Source organism: Pontibacter deserti (genome assembly GCF_023630255.1).
Classification (GTDB): domain Bacteria; phylum Bacteroidota; class Bacteroidia; order Cytophagales; family Hymenobacteraceae; genus Pontibacter; species Pontibacter deserti.
This window is the reverse complement of record NZ_JALPRS010000002.1, coordinates 647,597-669,143: the sequence shown is the minus strand read 5'-3', so window position 1 is coordinate 669,143 and position 21,547 is coordinate 647,597. Positions and strand designations below refer to the sequence as shown.

Genomic DNA, 21,547 nt, shown 5'->3' with positions numbered 1-21,547 from the left:
CTTTTCTCAACTACCTACCACACCTGTCGTGCGGAAAGCTTTGTTGAAAGTGCCCTGCTATTAAGCAGGCAGGCTATTCTGTCAATAACCCCTGTGTTATATGCTGTGTTGTTTTTGTTTTCCCCTCCGACCGTCCGTCCGATTGGGAGTGCAAAGGTAAGAAGCTTTTTACAATCTGCAATACCCTGCCCGTAATTTTTTTTCTTTTTTTCAGCCCCTGCAACCAGCAAGGGTCCCAAGGCTTTTTCCCCGCCCGATCTGCTACCGGAACCAGGGCCAACCAGCATCTGATTGGGAGTGCAAAGATACAAGCAATCTTGTGAGCTTTGCAAACAAAAAAGAAATTTATTTTCTAGTGTGGAAAGGTTAAAAACAGCCTTGGCTGTCTAGCAGACAGGGTTTGCACCCGCACCGCCTTTTCTCTTTTCCTTCCCCTTTTCACTGCCCTTCCTGCTGAACGGGATGCAAAAGTAGCTGTTTCTTTTCTCTTTGCAACACCTGTAGCCAACCTTTTTTATTCAAGCTGCTTAAGTCGCTGACACTGTGGAAGATTATTTTCCTGCAACCCCTGTTAGCTTGCTCCAATCATGCTTTTGATCTTTAGCCTTTACCAAGCTTTGCCTGCTGTCCCGGCCGGACGCAGAGTGGTAACAGCCAGCCTGGGCCTTCGGAAGTTCCTGCTTGTGAAAGGTTTTTTTGATGCTTACAAAGCTTCAACTATAAATTACCTTTATTCCCTTTTTTAGCTATTTCTTTACTTCTTACTTTGTAGTTCTATCATAAACAAAAAGCCCCAGTATTTCTACCGGGGCTTACCTCTTTGTATTGCAGCCTATACTTTCTCTGCTTCTCTTCTTAGTGTGCTCTTTCTATCAGGTCCTACAGACACTATTGTTATAGGTACATTTAAGTGAGACTCTATATATGTCAGATAATTTTGGAATGCTTCTGGCAACTCCTCTGTGCTTACTATTTTATTAAGATCTACTTTCCAACCCGGCAATTCTTCATAGATTGGCTCTAGCCCTTCTATTTCTAAAGAATGTGGCAACTTATCTGTTATCTCACCTGATGGCAATTTGTAATGTGTACAAACCTTTATTGTATCAAAGTCTGTCAGCACATCCGCCTTCATCATGTTCAGTTGCGTTACTCCATTCAGCATGATGCTATACTTTAAAGTAGGCAAGTCTACCCAGCCACAGCGACGTGGGCGGCCTGTTGTGGAACCGAATTCGCGTCCGGCCTGCCTAATTGCTTCGCCTTCCTCATTCAAAAGTTCTGTTGGGAAAGGACCACTACCTACTCGCGTGCAGTAAGCCTTAAAGATTCCATACACTTCGGTTATGTATTTTGGAGCAACTCCTAAACCTGTGCAGGCACCGGCCACCATTGTTGTTGATGAAGTAACAAAAGGGTATGTACCAAAATCTACATCTAACAGAGAACCCTGTGCTCCTTCAGCCAATATACGCTTCCCATTTTGCAGGGCCTCATTAATCAGGTACTCGGTATCAGCAAGTTTTAGTGTGCGCAGATATTCTACAGCTTCAAAGAACAATTGTTCCTGCTCTCCCAACTCCAGAGCCTGGCCATAAAATTCAACTGTTTTACGATGCCGATCTACCAGCTTGTTATATCGTTCTTTAAAATCAGCAGCTAGTATATCACCAACACGTAACCCTACACGGCCAATTTTATCCTGATACGTCGGACCAATTCCTTTTAAAGTAGAACCAATCTTACCACTTCCCAGCGCTTCTTCAGAAACTCTATCCAGTACTTTATGTGATGGAAGTATAAGAGACGCTTTTTTGGAGATATACAGATTTCTGGCAGCATCAACACCACGATCCTGCAGTTTCTGCATCTCGGTACGGAACACAATCGGGTCCAGTACTACACCATTGCCGATAATATTCTGGATATGGGGATGGAAAATACCTGATGGAATCTGGTGCAGCACGTGTTTAGTGCCTTCAAATTCTAATGTATGGCCTGCATTAGGGCCTCCCTGGAAACGGGCTACAATGTCATAGGTAGGTGCAAGTACGTCGACGATTTTTCCTTTGCCTTCGTCGCCCCACTGCAGACCTAATAAAATATCAACTGCCATTTAAGTGTTAGTAAATTGATTCTTTTAAGAATTGTGCCGCGTAGTCATCGTTTTCAGCAATAGTAAAGATTGCATTGAGCTTAGTAACGATGAGCAGCTTACGGATATGATCTGATGGCTTAATGAGCACAAGCTCTCCGCCCCGGTTTCTGAATTTGGTAAGCAACGATACGAGCACCCCCATGCCGCTGCTATCCATAAACCTGACACTGGACAAGTCTACAGCACAAAGCATTACTTTGCCCTGTTGTAACCCATCCACCTCTTCGATCATATGCTGCGTGTCTTTGCCGGCAATCAGGTCGCCCTGCAGCCGCAAGAATAGCATATCATCTTTAAGCTCTGTCTGGTACTTCATGTTTCTGCTCCTTGGTCGCTTTTTTGGCGCGGCAATCGCCGCAAATACCATATAGGTTTAGAGAATGGTGCAAGATATGAAAATTTAACAGTTCGCCCACCATAGTTTGTATCTGATGCACACGCGGGTCGCAAAACTCCACTACTTTGTGGCACTCGGTACAAATTACGTGGTCGTGCTGACGGTAACCATACGATTTCTCGTACTGCGCCAGGTTACGGCCAAACTGGTGCTTGCTTACCAGATCGTTTTCTACCAGCAGGTCCAGTGTATTATATACTGTAGCCCGACTTACCTGATAGTTTTTGTTTTTCATACTTATATAAAGCGACTCCACATCAAAATGACCGTCGCGGGAGTAGATCTCTTCCAGGATAGCATAGCGTTCCGGCGTTTTGCGCAGGCCCTTGCTCTCCAGGTAGGCGGTAAAAATCTTCTTTACCTCTTCAAATTTTATAGGATCTAATGCCATATTTTCTTTTATAGTTTAGCTGACAGCTCTAATCGAAACGTTCAACGGTAAGTATACCGTTCACTTTCCCCATGCGCTGTATCAGTTTATCCAGGTGGCCGGTATCGTTTACGAATACCATGATGTTTCCTTCAAATATACCGTCATGCGAATCGATGGTAATAGAGCGCATGTTCACTCTTAAGCTGTTCGAAATAATGCGTGTCAGGTCATTAACTAAACCTACTCTATCGGTACCTTTTATGCGGATACCAGCCAGAAATGCCAGTTCTTTCTGATCTGTCCACTTGGCACGCACGATACGGTTACCATAATTCGACATAAGTTCAATAGCCCGTTGGCAGTTGGTACGGTGTATCTCAATATCTTCGTCGCCGGTTTCAAAGCCAAACACATCATCGCCAGGTATAGGGTTACAACACGTAGATATTTTATAGTTCATGTTAGAGGTATTCTCCCCTATCACGAGCATGTCAGAGTTAACGCCACGAATTTTCTGTACTTCCCTATCAAAGTTTTTTGGGTCAAGGGTAGAGCTTCCTTTTTCGGCAGTGGCAGTAAAGATGACTTCTTTGATATTTTTAGGATCAATGTAACCTGTTGCTAGTCTATAGTATAAATCCTGTACCGATGGCACGTTAAAGAAAGCCAGCAGCTTGTTCATATTCGACTGGTTATCTACAATCTTTAATTGAGCCAGGCGCTTATCAAGCAGCACTTTACCTTGTTCTGATCTATACTTGCGCTCTTCGCGCAAAGCCTCTTTTATGCGCGATCTTGCTTTGGAAGTAACAGCATAGTTTAACCATTCTTCGTTCGGCTTCTGCTTTTGCGAAGTCAGGATCTCCACCTGGTCACCATTATAAAGCCTGTAGCTAAGTGGCACCAGCTTCTGATTAACTTTTGCACCAAGGCAATGCAAACCAATCTGGCTATGTATCTCAAACGCAAAATCCAGTGCGGTAGCTTTATCAGGAAGTATAATCAGCTCACCTTTCGGAGTAAAGACAAACACTTCTTCCACAAAGAGGTTTTTCCGGAACTCATCCATAAATTCCAGTGCATTGCCGGTGTTGTTCTCCAGCATATCCCGCACCTTGTTTATCCATAGTTCCAGACCAGATTCTGAACCCGGGCCATCTTTATACTTCCAATGAGCTGCGTAGCCACGTTCGGCAATCTCATCCATACGCTTGGTACGTATCTGCACTTCTACCCACTGCCCCGATTTACTCATTACAGTAGTGTGCAAAGATTCGTAACCGTTAGCCTTTGGTGTATTTACCCAATCGCGCAGGCGATCCGGGTTTGGCTGGTAAAAGTCTGTTATAATAGAATATACCTGCCAGCAAGCTGCCTTCTCATTTTCCAGAGGCACATCAAGTATAATCCGGATTGCAAACAGGTCGTAAACTTCTTCGAACGTGATGTTCTGCTTCTTTATCTTCTTAAGGATAGAATAAATAGATTTAGGGCGGCCTTTAATGTTGAATTTAAACCCATGCTTGTCCAGTTCTTCTTCTATCGGAGAGATAAAATCCTTAATAAACTTATTGCGGGCACTACGCGTCTGACGTATCTTGTTAGAGATATCTTTATATGTATCCGTATCGGTATACTTCAGATATAGGTCTTCCAGCTCAGATTTGATGGCATACAAACCAAGGCGATGTGCAAGCGGCGCATACAAATACATCGTTTCGGATGCGATCTTGAGCTGTTTATGACGCGGCATACTATCCAGCGTACGCATGTTGTGCAGGCGGTCAGCAATCTTTATAAGTATAACCCGTACGTCATCGCTAAGAGTAAGCAGCATTTTGCGGAAGTTCTCTGCCTGCTGCGAAGTACCATAATCAAAAACACCCGAAATTTTAGTAAGGCCTTCTATAATACGCGCTACACTTGGGCCGAAGTCACGCTCAATGTCTTCGATTTCCATCTCGGTATCTTCCACCACATCATGCAAAAGCGAAGCAACTATAGAAGTAGTACCTAAGCCGATTTCCTCTACAGCTATCTGGGCAACTGCTATCGGATGATAGATATAAGGCTCACCGGATTTACGACGCATATCTTTATGCGCCTCCACCGATGTATTAAAGGCTTTCTTAATTATTTTGGCATCATTGTCTTTTAAGAAAGGCTTCGCATGCCGAAGTAATCTTCTGTAAAGTCGTAAGATCTCTTTGCGTTCTGCTTCCGGATCAATCATAGTACTAGTAGGTATCAGAAAAAGCGGGTGACCACTATGCAGGCTTACAGCGCTTAACCTATTATTATAAAACAGCTGCTGACCTAGTAAGTTTCAAATATACAGGATAAATAGCTGCTATCAATAGCTGTCTGCAAAAGCTGCACGGTATAGTTATAAATGACCGCACATAAACCTTTACTTACTGTTAAAGAGCAGCTGTTTTCAAAAGTATCGTTGCGGTAGCTGTACTTTCTGAAAAATTTTTACACAGCTAAGCAAAACATAATTAACAACTTAGGTATAGACCTTAAAAAAATCTTCACTTTTTTTTCAGACAGGTATTGCAAATAAGAATCTGCGTTGTAATTTTGCATCATCATTACAAACAAGCACACATTATGCGGATGTGGCGAAATTGGTAGACGCACTAGACTTAGGATCTAGCGCTGCGAGGCATGGGGGTTCGAGTCCCTCCATCCGCACAACAAAAACAAACCCTCAGCAGTCATGTTGGGGGTTTGTTATTACTGGATATATCAAATTAAAAATTTATAGCCTTGAATATTACATTAAACCAAACCGACAGCACAAATGCGCAACTGAAGGTGGTACTGGAAGAAGCTGACTACGCTTCTAAAGTAGACCAGCAGGTAAAAGAGTATAGCAAAAAAGCACAGATCAAAGGTTTCAGACCTGGTAAAGTGCCTGCCGGACTTGTAAAAAAGATGTATGGCAAGAGCATCCTGGTTGAGCAGATCAACAAACTGCTTCAGGAAGAAATCTCTAAATACATTAAGGACAATGATGTAAAGCTGCTGGGCGAGCCACTTCCGGAGCCAAGCCAGGCTAACATTGACTGGGACAACCAGAAAGACTTTGAATTCACATATGCAGTTGGTTTACTTCCAGATTTCAACCTTCCGTTGGATAAGAGCGTAGAGGGTTACGCAATTGAAGTTGACCAGAAAACCATTGACGAAGCTTACGAAAACATCAAGCGCCAGTTCGGTAAAACCACTAATCCTGAGACATCAGAAGAAGGTGACTTTATTTATGGCGACCTGAAACAGGTTGATGGAGAGTTTGAGTCTAAAACTTTAATCCCGACTACACGTGTAGTAGCTGGCAAAGAGCAGTTTGTTGGCGTTAAAGCTGGTGATGTTATCCGTTTCGATATCCGTAAGGCTTTTGGTGATGATAACGCTGCCCTTGCGCACGTAACTGGTTTAAGCAAAGAAGTAACTGCTGACCTGAACGGTGAGTTTGAATTTACTGTAGAAAAGATCAACCGTACGGAGTCTGCTGAACTTAACCAAGAACTTTTCGATAAGCTTTTCGGTAAAGACGCAGTAACTACGCAGGAAGACTTCGATGCTAAGATCCGTGAAACGATTAAAGAAAACTATGACCGTGAAGCTGATAACCTGCTTAACCGCAATATCATCGATACACTGGTTGATAACCTGAACATTGAGCTTCCGGCTGACTTCTTTAAGCGTTGGTTACAAGTTACGAACGAAGGCCGTTTAACTACTGAGCAGATCGAAGAGAACTTTGACAAGTATACGCGTGAGCTGAAGTGGTCTATGATCAAGAACAAGGTTGTAGAAGAGAACGAGCTGAAAGTAAGCAACGAAGAAGTCGTAAACAGCACGAAAGAAAAGATGCTTGCGCAGTTTAATATGCCGGAAGTACCTGAAGAACTGGTAGAAAGCATGAACAATTATGCAAACCAGTATCTGCAGCAGGACAATGGCCGTAACTACATCAACGAGTACGAGCAACTGCTGGCCGAGAAGGTGCTCGCTAAACTAAAAGAAAAGATGACTGTTGTAGAGAAAACAATCTCTGCAGAGGACTTCAGAAACCTTTCGTTCTAAGTACAGAGCGATATAAATAAGTATATTATCAAAAAAGTCCTTTAGTTTTTAAAGGACTTTTTTATTTTTGACAAAACCGTAACCTAAACAACTATGATGTTTAACAAAGACGAGTTCCGCAAATTCGCTGTAAAAGGCCAGGGCCTTAGCGGACTAGGCGTAGACCAATATATTCACCATATAGAGGGCAAGGCCATGCATACTATCGAAAGCATGACCCGCTCTGTAATCGAAGAACGCCCTACCAACTTCCGTGAGATCGACGTATTCTCGCGCCTGATCATGGACCGTATTATTTTCCTGGGCACGCAGGTAGATGATTTTATTGCCAACATCATCACGGCACAGCTGCTGTTCCTGGAATCGGCGGATGCGAAGAAGGACATCCTGCTTTACATTAACTCTCCGGGTGGATCGGTGTATGCAGGTCTGGGTATTTATGATACTATGCAGTATGTAAATCCTGATGTGGCTACAATCTGTACTGGTCTGGCTGCAAGTATGGGTGCTGTGTTGCTGGCTGGTGGCGCTAAAGACAAGCGCTCTGCCCTGCCGCACTCACGTATCATGATTCACCAGCCGATGGGTGGTGCACAAGGCCAGGCAACTGATATCGAGATCACAGCCCGCGAGATCCTGAAACTGAAGAAAGAGCTTTATGAGATCTTAGCTTTACATTCAGGTAAATCTTACCAGGATATTTACGACAACTCGGAGCGTGACTACTGGATGCGTGCCGAAGAAGCAAAAGAGTTTGGCTTAATTGATGAAGTACTGACTCGTAAGAAACAGTAATCAGGTTAAGCTACCTATAAAGTATAAACCCACTTCGTTTGCCGGAGTGGGTTTTTTAGTATTTATACTTAGTACTAAGGCATTTACAAGTATAGACGTAGCTGAAAAGTTAAAGAAGCTTTAAATATTTATCAACAGGGGCATGTGGAAACCTTTAGCTCATAATCAGCTGAATAACAATGCTTTAAACAAAAATAAAGAAATATAAATTGTTTAATTTTTATACTATTTTTAGGTACTTTCAGGGAGAGGCCTTAAATTTTTTATGTTTTATTAAACTTCCTATTTTGTACCTTTGTTTTGGGCGATGAGTAATTCGCTCACTATTCCCCGGATTAATTTATACTTATGGCTGAGATTACGTGCTCATTTTGCGGCAAAAACAAGAAGGATGTATCGGTAATGATTTCCGGTATAAACGCCCACATCTGCGACAGATGTATCGGACAGGCTCAACAGATCCTGAACGAAGAAAATAAGATCAGAGCCAGCAGTCGCAGCCCTAAGTTTAACCTGATGAAACCGCGGGAGATGAAGGATTACCTGGACCAGTTTGTGGTTGGCCAGGATGAAGCGAAGAAGGTAATGTCGGTGGCGGTTTATAACCACTATAAGCGCCTGATGCAGCACAGCGAAGCCGAAGATGTAGTGATCGAGAAATCGAACATTATCATGGTTGGCGAAACCGGTACCGGTAAAACGTACCTTGCCCGTATGATGGCTGGTATACTTCAGGTGCCTTTCTGTATTGCTGATGCTACTGTATTAACTGAAGCCGGTTATGTAGGTGAGGACGTGGAAAGTATACTTACCCGCCTGTTACAGGCTGCAGACTATAATGTAGAGGCCGCTGAGCGTGGTATTGTTTACATTGATGAGATTGACAAAATTGCCCGTAAAAGCGATAACCCATCTATCACCCGCGACGTGAGCGGAGAAGGAGTGCAGCAGGCATTGCTTAAATTGCTGGAAGGTACTGTAGTTAACGTACCACCACAAGGCGGCCGTAAGCACCCGGAGCAGAAAATGATCACTGTTAATACAGAGAACATCCTGTTTATTTGCGGTGGTGCTTTTGTGGGTATCGACAGACTAATCAAGAACCGACTGAACACCCGCCCTATTGGTTTCTCTAAATCAAAGCAGGACGAGAACGAAGAAGCCGAAAACTTCCTGAAATATTTATCAGCGCAGGATCTGAAGAACTTTGGTCTGATACCTGAGCTGATCGGACGTTTACCTGTACTTACTCACCTGGATCCACTTGATAAAGAAACACTTCGACTGATATTACTGGAGCCTAAAAACTCTATCGTAAAGCAGTATAAGCGCCTGTTCGAGATGGAAAACATCAACTTAAGTTTTGATGACAGCGCCCTGGAATACATTGTAGAGAAAGCTGCAGAGTATAAGCTTGGTGCACGTGGTCTGCGTTCTATCTGCGAAGGTATAATGACAGATGCTATGTTTGATCTTCCATCAGAAGAAGGCACAAAAGACTTGCTTATAACAGGTGATTATGCCCGCGAGAAGTTTGAGAAATCAAGCCTTAAAAAGTTAAAAGTAGCTTAACGTATACTTGACCATACTATAAAAAATCCCCGGCAGGCAACTACCGGGGATTTTTGTTTATTACTGTTAGTTACCTAATCGAGGTCTCTGTCTCCTCTTCTTAATTCTTCTACGGAGCGCATCACTTTATCTTTCAGCCCCGACTTATACTTCTCCAGTTTATCGGCTACCGCAGCGTTGGTAGTGCCTATTATTTGAGCAGCAAGTATACCTGCATTCAAGGCGCCGTCTAAAGCTACTGTGGCCACAGGTACACCACCCGGCATTTGAAGTATAGATAGCACTGAGTCCCAACCATCGATAGAGTTGCTCGACTTAATTGGTACACCAATTACAGGAAGGGTGGTTAACGAAGCGACCATACCAGGCAGGTGCGCTGCACCACCGGCGCCGGCAATAATTACTTTCAAACCTTTTTTACGGGCCTGCTCTGCGTACTCAAACATACGGTGTGGCGTGCGGTGCGCCGAAACTATAGTTAATTCGTAAGGTACGCCCAGAGTTTCCAAAATTTCTGCAGCAGCGTCCATTATTTTAAGGTCAGACTGGCTGCCCATGATAATTCCTACCAATGGTTGTGTGGTGGTTTGATCGGCCATCGTTTTATGCTTTAACTTTAATTACGTTTTTAATCTGCTCGGCACGCTGCTGCGCTTCTTCTATAGTTTGCCCAAGTACGGTTATGTGACCCATTTTGCGGGCAGGTCTGGTATACTTTTTACCATACAAGTGAATGTATACACCCGGCACAGCCAATGCTTCCTGCAAACCTTCATATTTCGCTTCGCCATCATAACCTGGTTCACCCAGTAGGTTTAACATAACGGCAGCGCTTTGTATTTCAGTAGAGCCCAACGGCAGGTTAAGTATAGCACGCAGGTGCTGCTCGTACTGCGACGTATAGTTTGCTTTTATGGTATGGTGGCCGCTGTTGTGCGGACGCGGAGCAACTTCATTTACAAGTATAAGCCCGTCTTTTGTCAGGAACATTTCAACGGCAAGTATACCTACCATGTCAAAGGCTTCAATAACACGTGTTGCGATCTCGATGGCGTGGCGCTGTAGTTTATAGGCAACATTGGCAGGTGCAAAAAGAGAATCTACAAGGTTATGCTCCGGGTGGAAGCTTAGCTCTACTACCGGAAAAGCTGTTACATCACCATTAGTATTGCGGGCAACTATAACTGATATTTCTTTCTCAAAATCAACCAGCTTTTCCAGCACGCTTGGCTCTTCAAAACCTTTGGCTACATCGGCCTGACTGGCAATGCGGGTTACCCCTCTCCCATCGTAGCCCTCGCGGCGTAGTTTCTGGAAAGCAGGCAGAAAATCTATACTTTGCTCTAGTTCCGCTTTATCTGCTAGTATTTTAAAATCTGAAGTTGGTATGCTGTGCTTGTGGAAGAACTCTTTCTGCAGCCCTTTATCCTGAATGGTTCTTACCGTTTTAGCATCCGGGTAAACCTTTACCCCTTCCTGCTCCAGTTTTTCCAAGGCATCGGCGTTTACGTGCTCAATTTCTATCGTAAGAATGTCGCACTGCTTTCCGAACTCATACACGGTATCAAAATCGCGGAAACTGCCTACATAAAACTCGTTACAGATGTCTTTGCAGGGTGCGTTCTCGTCGGGGTCCAGCACTAAAGTATAGATGTTAAAATCGAGCCCGGCCTGCATCAACATCCGGCCCAGCTGGCCGCCGCCAAGTATACCAAGCTTTACTTCTCCTTTCATAGATGGGTGTTTTGGGTGATCGTTCCTCAAAAATAAGGATTATAGTTAAACCTACCCGACCTTATAACAGTATTCTGCTTCTGCCGTTAGATAGTCTTTGATTTATATACGCAAAGCTTTATATTGATAGCTTAACTTTTCTGAAACCGCACTTTTTAATGGAAATTATACTTGCCACTTTTTCTGCTTTATTTTCTGTAGTAAACCCTTTTGGTGCCATGCCAGTGTTTCTTACCCTTACGCAGGACGACACACCAGCCCAGCGCAACCAGCAAGCCCTGAAAGCTTGTTTATATATGGTAGGTATTTTAGCAGTGTTTTTCCTGGCTGGGCAGTACGTACTTAACTTCTTTGGTATCCGTATCCATGACCTGCGCATTGCCGGTGGCCTGATGATCATGAAAGCCGGCTTTGAACTGCTGAGCCCTGGAGCCAGCAAAAAGAAAATATCACCGGAAGTAGTGGAGGAAAGTCAGATGAAAGAAGACATCTCGTTTACCCCCCTGGCCATGCCCATGCTTTCCGGCCCGGGTGCTATTGCGGTAAGTATAGCCATGTATACTACTTCCCTTTCGTACCTGGATATGGCGCTTATACTTGTAGCCATTGTGTTACTGGCTATAGTTAGCTATATAATTCTGCGTTTTTCGCACCAGCTAACCCGCTATATGGGTAAAGCTGGTTTGTCTGCACTTTCCCGCATCATGGGCTTTATCGTACTTTCTATCGGAGTTAACTTTATAGTTTCGGCTATCTATGCGTTGTTCTTTACGGAGCGGTAAGGTGTTGTTTATGATCAGACTTTCGACAATTAGCATGTTGTTCTTTGCCTTTTGTTTTTATTCTTGTCAAAACAAGGAAGCAACTAATTCGGCTATAGGCTTAGATGAAGCCTCAATAGAAGTGGAACAACTAGAAAATAATCATATAGAAGAATCTTCTCTAAAAGAGTTTTCTTGGCAAGAAGGCCTTTGTGACTACAGAGGATATTACAATTCAAGTGAATTTACTGAGAAACAGATAGAAGACACTTACTTTCTGATATTTGGATATAATAGTGTAACTACTTCCGATACTGATGCTACATTAGACAAGCCTGAATATTATACCGTTACTTATATCGAAAATTCATTGAAGAAACTTGAAAGTGACTATAGTAAAGCAATCCAAAAGCTGCAAAGTTTAGATGTTGTCCCTACTGCATTTTGGCAACAACATAGAGAATTGTCGATACTACAACTAAAAGAACTTCACCAATTAGAAAAACTTACATTAGAAGCACATCTAAATCCCAAACTGCTAGTAAATACAACTTACTCAAGTGAATGTGTTGATTATGTCAATGCTCTAACTTCAGAAGATACAACAGTACTACTTGACTCATGGAAGAAACTTGTTGACTCTAATAAATTAAAAAATGGCTATCCCGAAGGACTTGAACAAAAATATCAGGAGCAGCTAAAGTCAAGTGACAAGCTTCTTTTTGCTCGAATTGACTTAATGACTTATGGCTGGTGGAATTGTGCAAACCATCAAAGAAAGTATGTTGATGGTTTTAACCAGGAAGGTCAAATGACGGAGGAGTTTGATAAGTTATTTGATCGAGTGGTAGAGTCAAATTGTGAAGATTAAGAACAAATGTCTTATTACATTCATACTTCCACCTTCTCCCAACCACACACTACATAATCAAGTACACACTCCCTAAAGTTTGGTGATAACAATCACCTTCACACAATCGGCAATTTAGCTTATCTTTGTGCCATGCAATTGAAGAACGACCTGCTTTTAAGAGCTGCCAAAGGAGAACCTGTTGAGCGCACCCCGGTATGGCTGATGCGCCAGGCCGGCAGAATTTTACCGGAATACAGAGCTGTACGTGAGAGCCTGAGCGGATTTAAGGAACTGGTTGAAACACCGGAACTAGCCGCCGAGGTAACCATACAACCTGTTGATATACTGGATGTAGACGCTGCCATTATTTTCTCTGATATTCTGGTAGTGCCGGAGGCAATGGGCTGCACCTACGAGATGGTAGAAAAACGCGGGCCATGGTTCCCGAAAACAGTACGCTCCGAAGCAGACTTAAAGGATTTGCGTGTTGCCGACCCACATGAGCACCTGCATTATGTACTGGATGCTATTAGGGTTACTAAAAAAGCATTGAACGGTCGTGTGCCACTAATTGGTTTTGCCGGTGCACCATGGACTATACTTGCTTACATGGTAGAAGGCAGTGGTTCTAAAACATTCTCTCATGCACGGGGCATGTTGTATACCAACCCTACGCTGGCGCACCAGTTGCTGCGCATGATCACCGACACAACTATAGCATACCTGAAAGCGCAGGTAGAGGCTGGCGCTAACTTAATTCAGATTTTCGATTCGTGGGCTGGTATACTTACACCTGCACATTACCGCGAATTCTCTCTTCCATACATCAGCGAGATCTGTAATGCTATTCGTAATGTGCCGGTAACTGTATTTGCCAAAGGCGCATTCTTTGCCCTTGAGGATTTCTCTAAACTAAACTGCGAAACTATAGGCCTTGACTGGAATATGGAAATTGCAAAATCGAGAGCACAGGTTGGCCCGAGCAAAACCCTGCAAGGCAATATGGACCCATGCTTGCTTTACAGTCCGTTCGAGACCATACAGAAAGAAACTATAAAAATGCTGAAGGAGTTTGGTCCGCAGCGCCACATTGCCAACCTTGGCCACGGCGTTTACCCGGATACAGATCCTGAAAAAGTAAAATGCTTTGTGCAGACTGTTAAAGAATACAGCAGCACAGTTAACAGTTAACAATAAACAAAAAAGCCGGCTCCTGAGAGCCGGCTTTTTTGTTTAAGGGATTTTATCAATGCTTCTATAACTGTTTACTGCTTAGCCCACAGGCAGGTGAGTTGGTGGGTAACTATAGTCGGCGGTGGCAGCCCGGGTACTTAGCGCAAGTGCCAATGTTAAGGTACCTACCCTACCAATATACATCGATAAAATGATGACTGATTTACCTACATCAGATAAGCCAGCCGTGATACCTGTACTATAGCCAACTGTAGCAAATGCCGAAACCTGTTCCAGAGCAAGACGGATGATGTCATGTTGCCCATCGGAAATGGTAAGTATAAACAGGAAAAACATATTCAGTAAGGCGGCAAACGCGAAAACTGAAAAAGCCTTGTAAGCTACCGAATGTGGTATGGTACGGTTACCTATCTGCAAGTTCTTTTTGTTCCGGATAGTAGCTATTACCGCTAACAAAACGACAACAAAAGTAGTTGTTTTGATACCACCACCCGTTGAGCCAGGAGATGCACCGATAAACATCAGGAAAATGAACATCAGCATGGTGGGTGTGGTAAGCTGCGAGATATCGACAGAATTAAAACCGGCAGTACGCGTAGACACCGACTGGAAAAAAGAAGCGATCAATGCTTCTGCAAAGCTTAGGTTTGCCAAAGTGTTAAAATACTCCAGCAGGAAAAATCCAATAGTACCCAATGCGATAAGGGCAGCAGAAGTATAAATTGTTACCCTGGATAACAATTTCCAGTTTCTCCAGGGAGTTTCCATGCGTAGACGCATAGATTTTGGCGAAAGCACATCCAGGATAGTCGGAAAACCAATACCTCCGAAAATAATCAGGAACGCCACCGCCAGGTGCATTATATAAGAATACCGTACAGGTTCTGTGTAAAGGCCCGCCGGGTAAAGTGAAAAACCAGCATTACAAAACGCTGAGATAGCATGAAATACAGAGAAAAATATTTTGCTTCCCAGATTCTCGAACTGTACATTCTGCCCCCAGGTCATAAAAATTATAAAGGCGCCTATACCTTCTATCAAAAAAGTAAGCAAAATAAGCTGGCGTAAAAGACCTTTTGTGGAATACAGCGTTTCTCCTTCCAGCAGTTCGTGCATTGCTACGTGCTGTTTTAAACCTATCCCCTGTTTCATCAGAGAGGCAAAGAACGTAGCAAAAGTAATTATACCTAACCCACCTAGCTGTATCAGCATTAGCAGCACCACCTGCCCCGAAAATGTAAGGTAGGTGCCGGGGTCAACCACGGAAAGCCCGGTTACGCAGGAAGCACTTGTAGCCATAAAAAGTGCATCTATAAAACGTATTCCTTCCGGGGAGGTAGTCATTTTAGGCATCATCAGCAGCCCAGTTCCTAGTAGCACCAGAAACACAAAGCTCATAATGAATGTGATGGAAGGCTTGAGCTGCAGCGTTTTAAGGTGCACCTTCGTCTCGAGCAGCTCTATAATGAGCAGCACCAGCATATAAAAAGATACCAGTATACGGTAAAGTTCTACTGATAACGGGATGCCTACGCTTTCGAAGATGTTGTAAACTACAGGAAAATCGAATAAATAAGTACCAACCTGGTTTACAAGTATAATGGCCATCAGCACCCCTTCAAACCACGTGCGCTTCAGGAATTTTATCCGCTCAAAGCTGTAGAGTATCCGCAGGAGATAGATGAGAACAAAAACAGCAAGTATAGCATCTATGGCATAGAACAGATAGCGCAGCTCAATCGGGCTTTCTACTACACCATGGGCATAGATAAGTAAGCCTACCGAAAGTATGGTAAGCACATAAGTGGTACGCCGCATCAGGGCGTAGGCGGTTAGCTTGCTGCCGTATAAAAACCTGTTAAGCTGTTCGCTGTTCATGTAATTCGAATAGCCTCACCTGTTTTGCTTCTTCCAGTAAGCGTTGTTTATCTATAGGTACTACACCAACCTGTTCGCATACTAATCCGCCGCCCAGGTTGCTCAGGCCAGCCAGAAACTGAACTGATGTACGTAGTGCCATACACAAAGAGGCTATACTTATAACCGTATCTCCAGCCCCTGATACATCAGAAATTGATCGGCGATGTGCATCGATATATGTCTTTTCACCTCCGTCAGCTATAAATACACCGCGCTCAGAAAGTGTTACCAGCACCTGCTCTGTCTGAAGGCGTTTCTGCAGTTCGGCTACGGCTTCTTCAAAGGCGTGCAGGTTTTCATCAGCAAACTCTACTTTTAGCCCTTCTTTCAGCTCTTTCAGGTTTGGTTTAAACAACGTACTGCCTACATAACTCAGGAAGTTCTTCTTCTTCGGGTCGATAACCGTTGGTATATTGCGCTCATTCGCCAGCTGAATAAACCGTTTGATGTTGGCTTCTGTAAATACACCCTTATCATAATCTTCCAGCACCACTACATCGGCACGTTCCAGCAGTTTCAGGTAGCGCTCTTCCAGATGGCGGTTATCGTAGTCGGTAAGTTCAGTTTCAATCTCGGCATCGATTCGGAGTAGTTGCTGCGCGCTGGCAATAATGCGATGCTTTATAGTTGTTACCCGTTCCGGGCTCTGCACAATACCTTCTGTTGAAAGACCTTTATCTTCCAGCAGCCTTAAAAAGTCGCCACCATCCGGGTCATCGCCAATAACAGAGCAAAGCAGTGGTGTAGCGCCAAGTGCCTGAATGTTTAGGGCAACGTTTGCTGCCCCACCTAAACGTTTCTCGCGCTTTACAACATTAACAATAGGCACAGGTGCTTCCGGCGAAATACGTGTTGATTTACCCCATAAATAAGAGTCAATCATCACATCACCAACTATAAGCACGGTTAGCCCATTAAAGGCAGCGAAAATATCTTCTAAACTATTAATCTGATCCATTACTGAAGTTTTGCCAGGCTCTCTTTAATGCGGCGCAGGGCCTCGGTTAATTTTTCGTCGGAAGTAGCGTAAGAGAAACGGATACATTGTGGTGCCCCGAATGCTTCACCGCTTACGACAGCCACAAGTGCATCGGTAAGTATAAACATGCACAGGTCCAGCGAATTCTGTATTGTTTTACCTTCGTAGCTCATACCAAAGTAGTAGCTTACATCCGGGAAAATATAGAAGGCACCGCTTGGCACATAAGTTTTAAAGCCCGGGATGTCATTCATCAGTTCCAGCACCAGGTTTCGACGGCGGTGATAGGCATCACGCATTTCGATAGCTGTTTCTTTACCACCTTGTAAAGCTGCATAGGCTGCTTTCTGCGCAATAGAACAAGTACCGGACGTGATCTGGCTCTGCATTTTGTCGCAGGCTGCAGCAATATCTTTATGGGCTGCAATATAACCTACACGCCAGCCAGTCATGGCATATCCTTTCGAGAAGCCATTAACAGTAATGACGCGGTCTTTTATAAAGTCGAAGCTGGCCATACTGGCGTGCTCCCCTTCAAAATTGATGTATTCGTAAATTTCGTCGGCTATGACATGAACCTGCGGATACTTCTCCAGCACCTTAGCTAAAGCGAACAGCTCTTCTTCGGTAAAAACAGAGCCTGTAGGGTTGCATGGAGAAGAATACATGACCACCTTAGTGTTTGAAGTGATAGCGTCTTCCAGCTGCGATGGCGTAACTTTAAAATCGTTTTCTATACTGCCTTGTACCTGCACCGGGGTTCCTTCTGCCAGTTTTACGATTTCTTCATACGACACCCAGTAAGGTGAAAATATGATCACTTCGTCGCTAGGGTTTACCAGGCACATAATGGCATTGGCTATACTTTGCTTGGCCCCCGTTGATACAACTATATTTTCCGGTTTATAGTCCAGGTTGTTATCGCGCTTAAATTTATCAGCAATAGCCTGGCGCAGCTCCGGGTAACCGGCTACAGGTGTATAGAAAGTAAAACCATCGTCTATCGCTTTTTTAGCGGCATCTTTTATGTATTGTGGCGTCTGGAAATCAGGTTCTCCAAAACTCAGGTTTATTACATCGTGCCCCTGCGCAGCCAGTTCGCGGGCTTTTTTAGCCATAGCTATTGTTTGCGACTCAGACAGAGCAGTTATTCTGTCAGATAAAATCGTGCTCACTTCTTCTATATCCTGCATTATACTTATCATTTAAAAGGCCAAAGGTACTTATTCTGTTACAGACTTTCCAGAAAGCAAGCCTGTAAAACTCGATTAGTGATTATGTTAAAAGTAAATTGGCAAAATGTTTAGAAACAAAAAAGGGATACAACTATAACTGCATCCCTTTTTATACTTTATACTTTTAATTTAAGCTCTACCGTAAGTGGTACGTTCCACTATACTTCGGCCTAAGGTAATTTCATCTGTATACTCCAGTTCGCCACCTACCGGCACACCACGTGCAATTGTTGTAATCTTTATATTCTGGTGGTCGCGCAGTTTGCGGGTAAGGTAGAAAGCGGTAGTATCGCCTTCCATAGTCGGGCTAATGGCCATTAATACCTCACGCACTTCTGAGTTAGGCAGTCTCTCCAGCAAACTATCAATATGCAGGTCTGATGGGCCAACACCTTCCAGTGGCGAGATAACACCACCCAGCACGTGGTATAAGCCTTTGTACTGCGCTGTGTTCTCAATGGCAATCACATCCCGTATATCACTTACTACGCATAGCAAACTACGGTCGCGTAACGGGTTAGAGCAAATGCCGCATACTTCGGTATCGGATATGTTATGGCACTGCTTACAATGTTTTACTTCGGTACGCATCTTCACCAGCGACTCAGCCAGCAGGAATGTGTCTTCAGATTCGTTTTTGAGCAGGTGCAACGCTAAGCGCAGGGCCGTTTTTTTTCCTACACCGGGCAGCTTGGCCAGCTCTTCCACGGCATTTTCTATCAGCTTCGACGGAAACTCCATTTAACCTCCTTACTGAATATCTGCGGAAAGAGATTTATCATGCAGCGCCGTGCACATGCCCGCCAGTTCTTCGTAAGCGCCCATTTTAACCGTACACTTGCCTTTGTAGTGGATCAGCAAAGTGCACTGCTCTGCCTGCTCCGCTGTATGGCCGCATACTTTAATCAGCGTTTCGATCACGTGGTCGAAGGTATTAACGTCATCATTAAAAACGATAAGCTGGCGCAGGTCGGTGTTCTCTTCCAGCACCGCAACATCTTCCTGATGTAAAATTTCTCTCTCAGTATTCATAGCACAAATTTACACATTTTACTGCACTTTACGAAGCAGCCGCCAAAGTATAAAACACTGTCCGGCTGCAGCGTAAAGTATAGTTTTTAACAATCCGGAGTGGTTTATAATTCCTGTAAACAGAACATCGTCAACTATACTTTTATACTTTACAAGGCATTAAGGGCTTCATTTTTGCTCTTTAGGGATAATACTGTTTTCTTGCAGGTAATTATACTTTTAACAACCAACTATTCACTTTATACATGATCTTTTTGAACCGAATAAAAGGTTTAGCATTGACCTTGGTGCTGGCAGCCACTACGCTGCAGCTACAGGCCCAGGAAAAAATGCTGACCATGGAAGATGCTGTCATTAACCCGGCACTTCAGCCTGAAAACCTGCGCCAGCTTACCTGGGTAGAAGGTACCGATGACTTTACCTATGTAAAGGACAACTCCCTGCTGCGTGGTAAAGCCACATCAACCAAGCACACACCTATACTTACACTGGTTAACCTGAATACTGCCTTACAGGCCGCAGGAGCAAAAGAAGTTAAGAACTTCCCGATGGTGCAGTGGAAAGATGCCAATACGTTAGTGCTGGATGTGCAGGGCAAGATCTTCAACTATAACCTGAAGTCTGGTAAGGCGCAGGTTGTAACAACTTACTCTGACGAAGCAGAGAATATTGACCTGGACCCTACCAAACAGCGCGTAGCGTATACCAAAGGCAACAACCTGTATGTGTCTGCACCAGGTGCTCCGGATGTAGCTGTTACTAAAGAAACCATTGAAGCTATAGTTAATGGCCAGGCGGCACACCGTTCAGAGTTTGGTATTTCTAAAGGTACGTTCTGGTCGCCGAATGGCAAACAACTAGTTTATTACCGCATGGACCAGACCATGGTAACTAATTACCCACTGGTAGATATCACACCGCTTCCGGCTGCACAGAATAATATTAAATACCCGATGGCAGGTGGCAAAAGCCATCATGTAACGGTTGGTGTTTACAATACGGCTACTCAGAAAACCACTTTCCTGAAGACAGGCGAGCCAGCCGAGCAATACCTGACTAACATTACCTGGAGCCCGGACGAAAAGTACATCTATATTGCTGTAGTAAATCGCGACCAGAACCACATGAAACTGAACCAGTACGATGCTGCTACTGGTGAATTCGTAAAGACACTATTAGAAGAGAAACATGCTAAGTATGTAGAGCCTGAGAAAGGTTTATACTTTGTACCTGGCAAAAACAACCAGTTTGTAAGAGTAAGCGAGCGCACTGGTTTCGACCATTTGTATTTGTATGATACCAACGGCAAAGAGATCAGAACCTTGACCAAAGGCGACTGGATGGTAACAGAAGTACTTGGATTCAGCAAGGATGGCAAAAAGCTATACTATACTTCTACTGCCGAAAGCCCGCTGGAGCGCCACTTTTATGCAGTAGACCTGAGCAACGGTAAAAGCACCCGTTTATCTCAGGGTACTGGTACACACAATGCGCTGCTTAGCCCCAATGGCAACTACATCATCGACAACTATAGCAGCCAGGTAACGCCACGTAAGATCTGGGTGATCAATAACAAAAACGGTAAAATAGCTCAGACACTGTTAACTGCTAAAAATCCGGTTGCAGACTATAAACTTGGCGAAACAACTATTTTCACGGTAAAAGCGGATGACGGCACGGACCTGTATGCCCGCATGATCACACCTCCGAACTTTGACAAGAATAAACAGTACCCGGTGGTAGTTTATCTGTACGGTGGCCCGCACCTGCAACTGGTAACCGACAGCTGGTTAGGTGGTGCTAACCTCTGGATGCACCTGATGGCCCAGAAAGGCTATATCGTTTTCACCCTGGACCCACGTGGAACATCGGCGCGCGGCTTAAACTTTGAGCAGGCTACGTTCCGCCAGTTAGGCACCGTAGAAATGGCCGACCAGCTGCGTGGTGTGGAACACCTGAAATCGTTGCCTTATGTTGATGCCAGTCGTATGGGTATACATGGCTGGAGCTTCGGTGGATTTATGACTACTACGATGATGCTGAAATCACCTGACACGTTTAAAGTTGGTGTGGCAGGCGGCCCGGTTATCGACTGGAAATACTACGAGGTAATGTATACCGAGCGCTATATGGATACACCGGAGCAGAACCCGGAAGGCTACAATAACGCCAACCTGCTGAATTATGTAAAAAACCTGAAAGGCAAACTGCTGATGATACATGGCACCGTAGATGATGTGGTAGTGTGGCAGCACAGCCTGGCTTTCATTAAAAAAGCGGTTGACGAAGGTATACTGATGGATTACTTTGTGTACCCGGGCCACCCGCACAACGTACGCGGCAAAGACCGTGTGCACCTGATGCGAAAAGTAACACAATACCTAGAAGACAACCTGAAAGAAACACCAAAGCAATAAGTATAAAAAGGCGCTGATGATCTCAGCGCCTT

General features: G+C 44.1%; 18 protein-coding genes and 1 tRNA gene. 8 read left to right on the top strand and 11 right to left on the bottom strand.

Annotated features, from left to right (window positions below; translation table 11 throughout):
* Nucleotides 1-832: 832 nt before the first annotated feature.
* The 4 genes from MJ612_RS14910 to MJ612_RS14895 are packed head-to-tail and all read right to left on the bottom strand — an operon-like array spanning nt 833 to nt 5,161.
* A complete protein-coding gene (locus tag MJ612_RS14910; RefSeq protein WP_187030837.1) occupies nt 833-2,116 on the bottom strand; it encodes an adenylosuccinate synthase in 1,284 nt (427 codons plus the stop codon).
* Between the two features lie 7 nt (nt 2,117-2,123).
* The gene (locus MJ612_RS14905; RefSeq protein WP_187030839.1) at nt 2,124-2,474 is read right to left on the bottom strand and encodes an STAS domain-containing protein; all 351 of its coding nucleotides are present in this window, start codon (nt 2,472-2,474) and stop codon (nt 2,124-2,126) included.
* Entirely contained in the window at nt 2,452-2,946 is a 495-nt protein-coding gene (locus MJ612_RS14900) for a Fur family transcriptional regulator (protein WP_187030841.1), read from the bottom strand. Before MJ612_RS14900 ends, MJ612_RS14905 begins: the two co-directional genes overlap by 23 nt.
* A gap of 28 nt (nt 2,947-2,974) precedes the next feature.
* On the bottom strand, nt 2,975-5,161 hold the full coding sequence (locus MJ612_RS14895; RefSeq protein ID WP_187030843.1) for a RelA/SpoT family protein: 2,187 nt from the start codon (nt 5,159-5,161) through the stop codon (nt 2,975-2,977).
* A gap of 382 nt (nt 5,162-5,543) precedes the next feature.
* Here MJ612_RS14895 and MJ612_RS14890 point away from each other — a divergent pair.
* From MJ612_RS14890 to clpX, 4 genes are all read left to right on the top strand, one after another.
* Nucleotides 5,544-5,625: transfer RNA gene (locus MJ612_RS14890), tRNA-Leu, on the top strand.
* Between the two features lie 75 nt (nt 5,626-5,700).
* Nucleotides 5,701-7,023, top strand: coding sequence for a trigger factor (gene tig, locus MJ612_RS14885; RefSeq protein ID WP_187030844.1), 1,323 nt, complete (start codon nt 5,701-5,703; stop codon nt 7,021-7,023).
* 96 nt (nt 7,024-7,119) lie between these two features.
* Nucleotides 7,120-7,818: a ClpP family protease gene (locus MJ612_RS14880; protein ID WP_255487985.1), complete on the top strand. Its 699-nt coding sequence runs from the start codon at nt 7,120-7,122 to the stop codon at nt 7,816-7,818.
* Between the two features lie 348 nt (nt 7,819-8,166).
* On the top strand, nt 8,167-9,390 hold the full coding sequence (gene clpX, locus MJ612_RS14875) for an ATP-dependent Clp protease ATP-binding subunit ClpX (protein ID WP_187030846.1): 1,224 nt from the start codon (nt 8,167-8,169) through the stop codon (nt 9,388-9,390).
* A 74-nt stretch (nt 9,391-9,464) separates the two neighbouring features.
* On the opposite strand, the gene purE is transcribed toward clpX, so the two are convergent.
* Together purE and MJ612_RS14865 are read right to left on the bottom strand one after the other, a co-directional pair.
* The gene (gene purE, locus MJ612_RS14870) at nt 9,465-9,989 is read right to left on the bottom strand and encodes a 5-(carboxyamino)imidazole ribonucleotide mutase (RefSeq protein ID WP_187030848.1); all 525 of its coding nucleotides are present in this window, start codon (nt 9,987-9,989) and stop codon (nt 9,465-9,467) included.
* A gap of 4 nt (nt 9,990-9,993) precedes the next feature.
* Nucleotides 9,994-11,124 (bottom strand): 5-(carboxyamino)imidazole ribonucleotide synthase, encoded by a 1,131-nt coding sequence (locus MJ612_RS14865; protein WP_187030850.1) that lies wholly within the window; start codon nt 11,122-11,124, stop codon nt 9,994-9,996.
* 158 nt (nt 11,125-11,282) lie between these two features.
* Between MJ612_RS14865 and MJ612_RS14860 the strand changes: the two genes are divergently transcribed.
* The 3 genes from MJ612_RS14860 to hemE all read left to right on the top strand — a co-directional run bounded on the left by MJ612_RS14860 (nt 11,283) and on the right by hemE (nt 13,929).
* Nucleotides 11,283-11,906: a MarC family NAAT transporter gene (locus MJ612_RS14860; protein WP_187030852.1), complete on the top strand. Its 624-nt coding sequence runs from the start codon at nt 11,283-11,285 to the stop codon at nt 11,904-11,906.
* 10 nt (nt 11,907-11,916) lie between these two features.
* The gene (locus MJ612_RS14855) at nt 11,917-12,756 is read left to right on the top strand and encodes a hypothetical protein (RefSeq protein ID WP_187030854.1); all 840 of its coding nucleotides are present in this window, start codon (nt 11,917-11,919) and stop codon (nt 12,754-12,756) included.
* Nucleotides 12,757-12,888: 132 nt separating this feature from the next.
* Nucleotides 12,889-13,929 (top strand): uroporphyrinogen decarboxylase, encoded by a 1,041-nt coding sequence (hemE, locus tag MJ612_RS14850; protein WP_187030856.1) that lies wholly within the window; start codon nt 12,889-12,891, stop codon nt 13,927-13,929.
* A gap of 81 nt (nt 13,930-14,010) precedes the next feature.
* On the opposite strand, the gene MJ612_RS14845 is transcribed toward hemE, so the two are convergent.
* From MJ612_RS14845 to MJ612_RS14825, 5 genes are all read right to left on the bottom strand, one after another.
* Nucleotides 14,011-15,810: a TrkH family potassium uptake protein gene (locus tag MJ612_RS14845; RefSeq protein WP_187030858.1), complete on the bottom strand. Its 1,800-nt coding sequence runs from the start codon at nt 15,808-15,810 to the stop codon at nt 14,011-14,013.
* Nucleotides 15,791-16,810, bottom strand: coding sequence for a bifunctional heptose 7-phosphate kinase/heptose 1-phosphate adenyltransferase (locus MJ612_RS14840; RefSeq protein WP_187030860.1), 1,020 nt, complete (start codon nt 16,808-16,810; stop codon nt 15,791-15,793). Before MJ612_RS14840 ends, MJ612_RS14845 begins: the two co-directional genes overlap by 20 nt.
* Nucleotides 16,810-18,024 carry a pyridoxal phosphate-dependent aminotransferase gene (locus tag MJ612_RS14835; protein ID WP_187030862.1) on the bottom strand — a complete coding sequence of 405 codons (1,215 nt, stop codon included), beginning with the start codon at nt 18,022-18,024 and terminating at the stop codon, nt 16,810-16,812. Before MJ612_RS14835 ends, MJ612_RS14840 begins: the two co-directional genes overlap by 1 nt.
* Nucleotides 18,025-18,195: 171 nt before the next feature.
* The gene (gene recR / locus MJ612_RS14830) at nt 18,196-18,807 is read right to left on the bottom strand and encodes a recombination mediator RecR (protein ID WP_187030864.1); all 612 of its coding nucleotides are present in this window, start codon (nt 18,805-18,807) and stop codon (nt 18,196-18,198) included.
* Between the two features lie 9 nt (nt 18,808-18,816).
* Nucleotides 18,817-19,098, bottom strand: a complete 282-nt coding sequence (locus MJ612_RS14825; protein ID WP_187030866.1) for an ATP-dependent Clp protease adaptor ClpS — start codon at nt 19,096-19,098, stop codon at nt 18,817-18,819.
* 254 nt (nt 19,099-19,352) lie between these two features.
* Here MJ612_RS14825 and MJ612_RS14820 point away from each other — a divergent pair, with 254 nt between their 5' ends.
* Nucleotides 19,353-21,515, top strand: a complete 2,163-nt coding sequence (locus tag MJ612_RS14820) for a S9 family peptidase (RefSeq protein WP_250419203.1) — start codon at nt 19,353-19,355, stop codon at nt 21,513-21,515.
* The last annotated feature ends 32 nt before the right edge of the window (nt 21,516-21,547 follow it).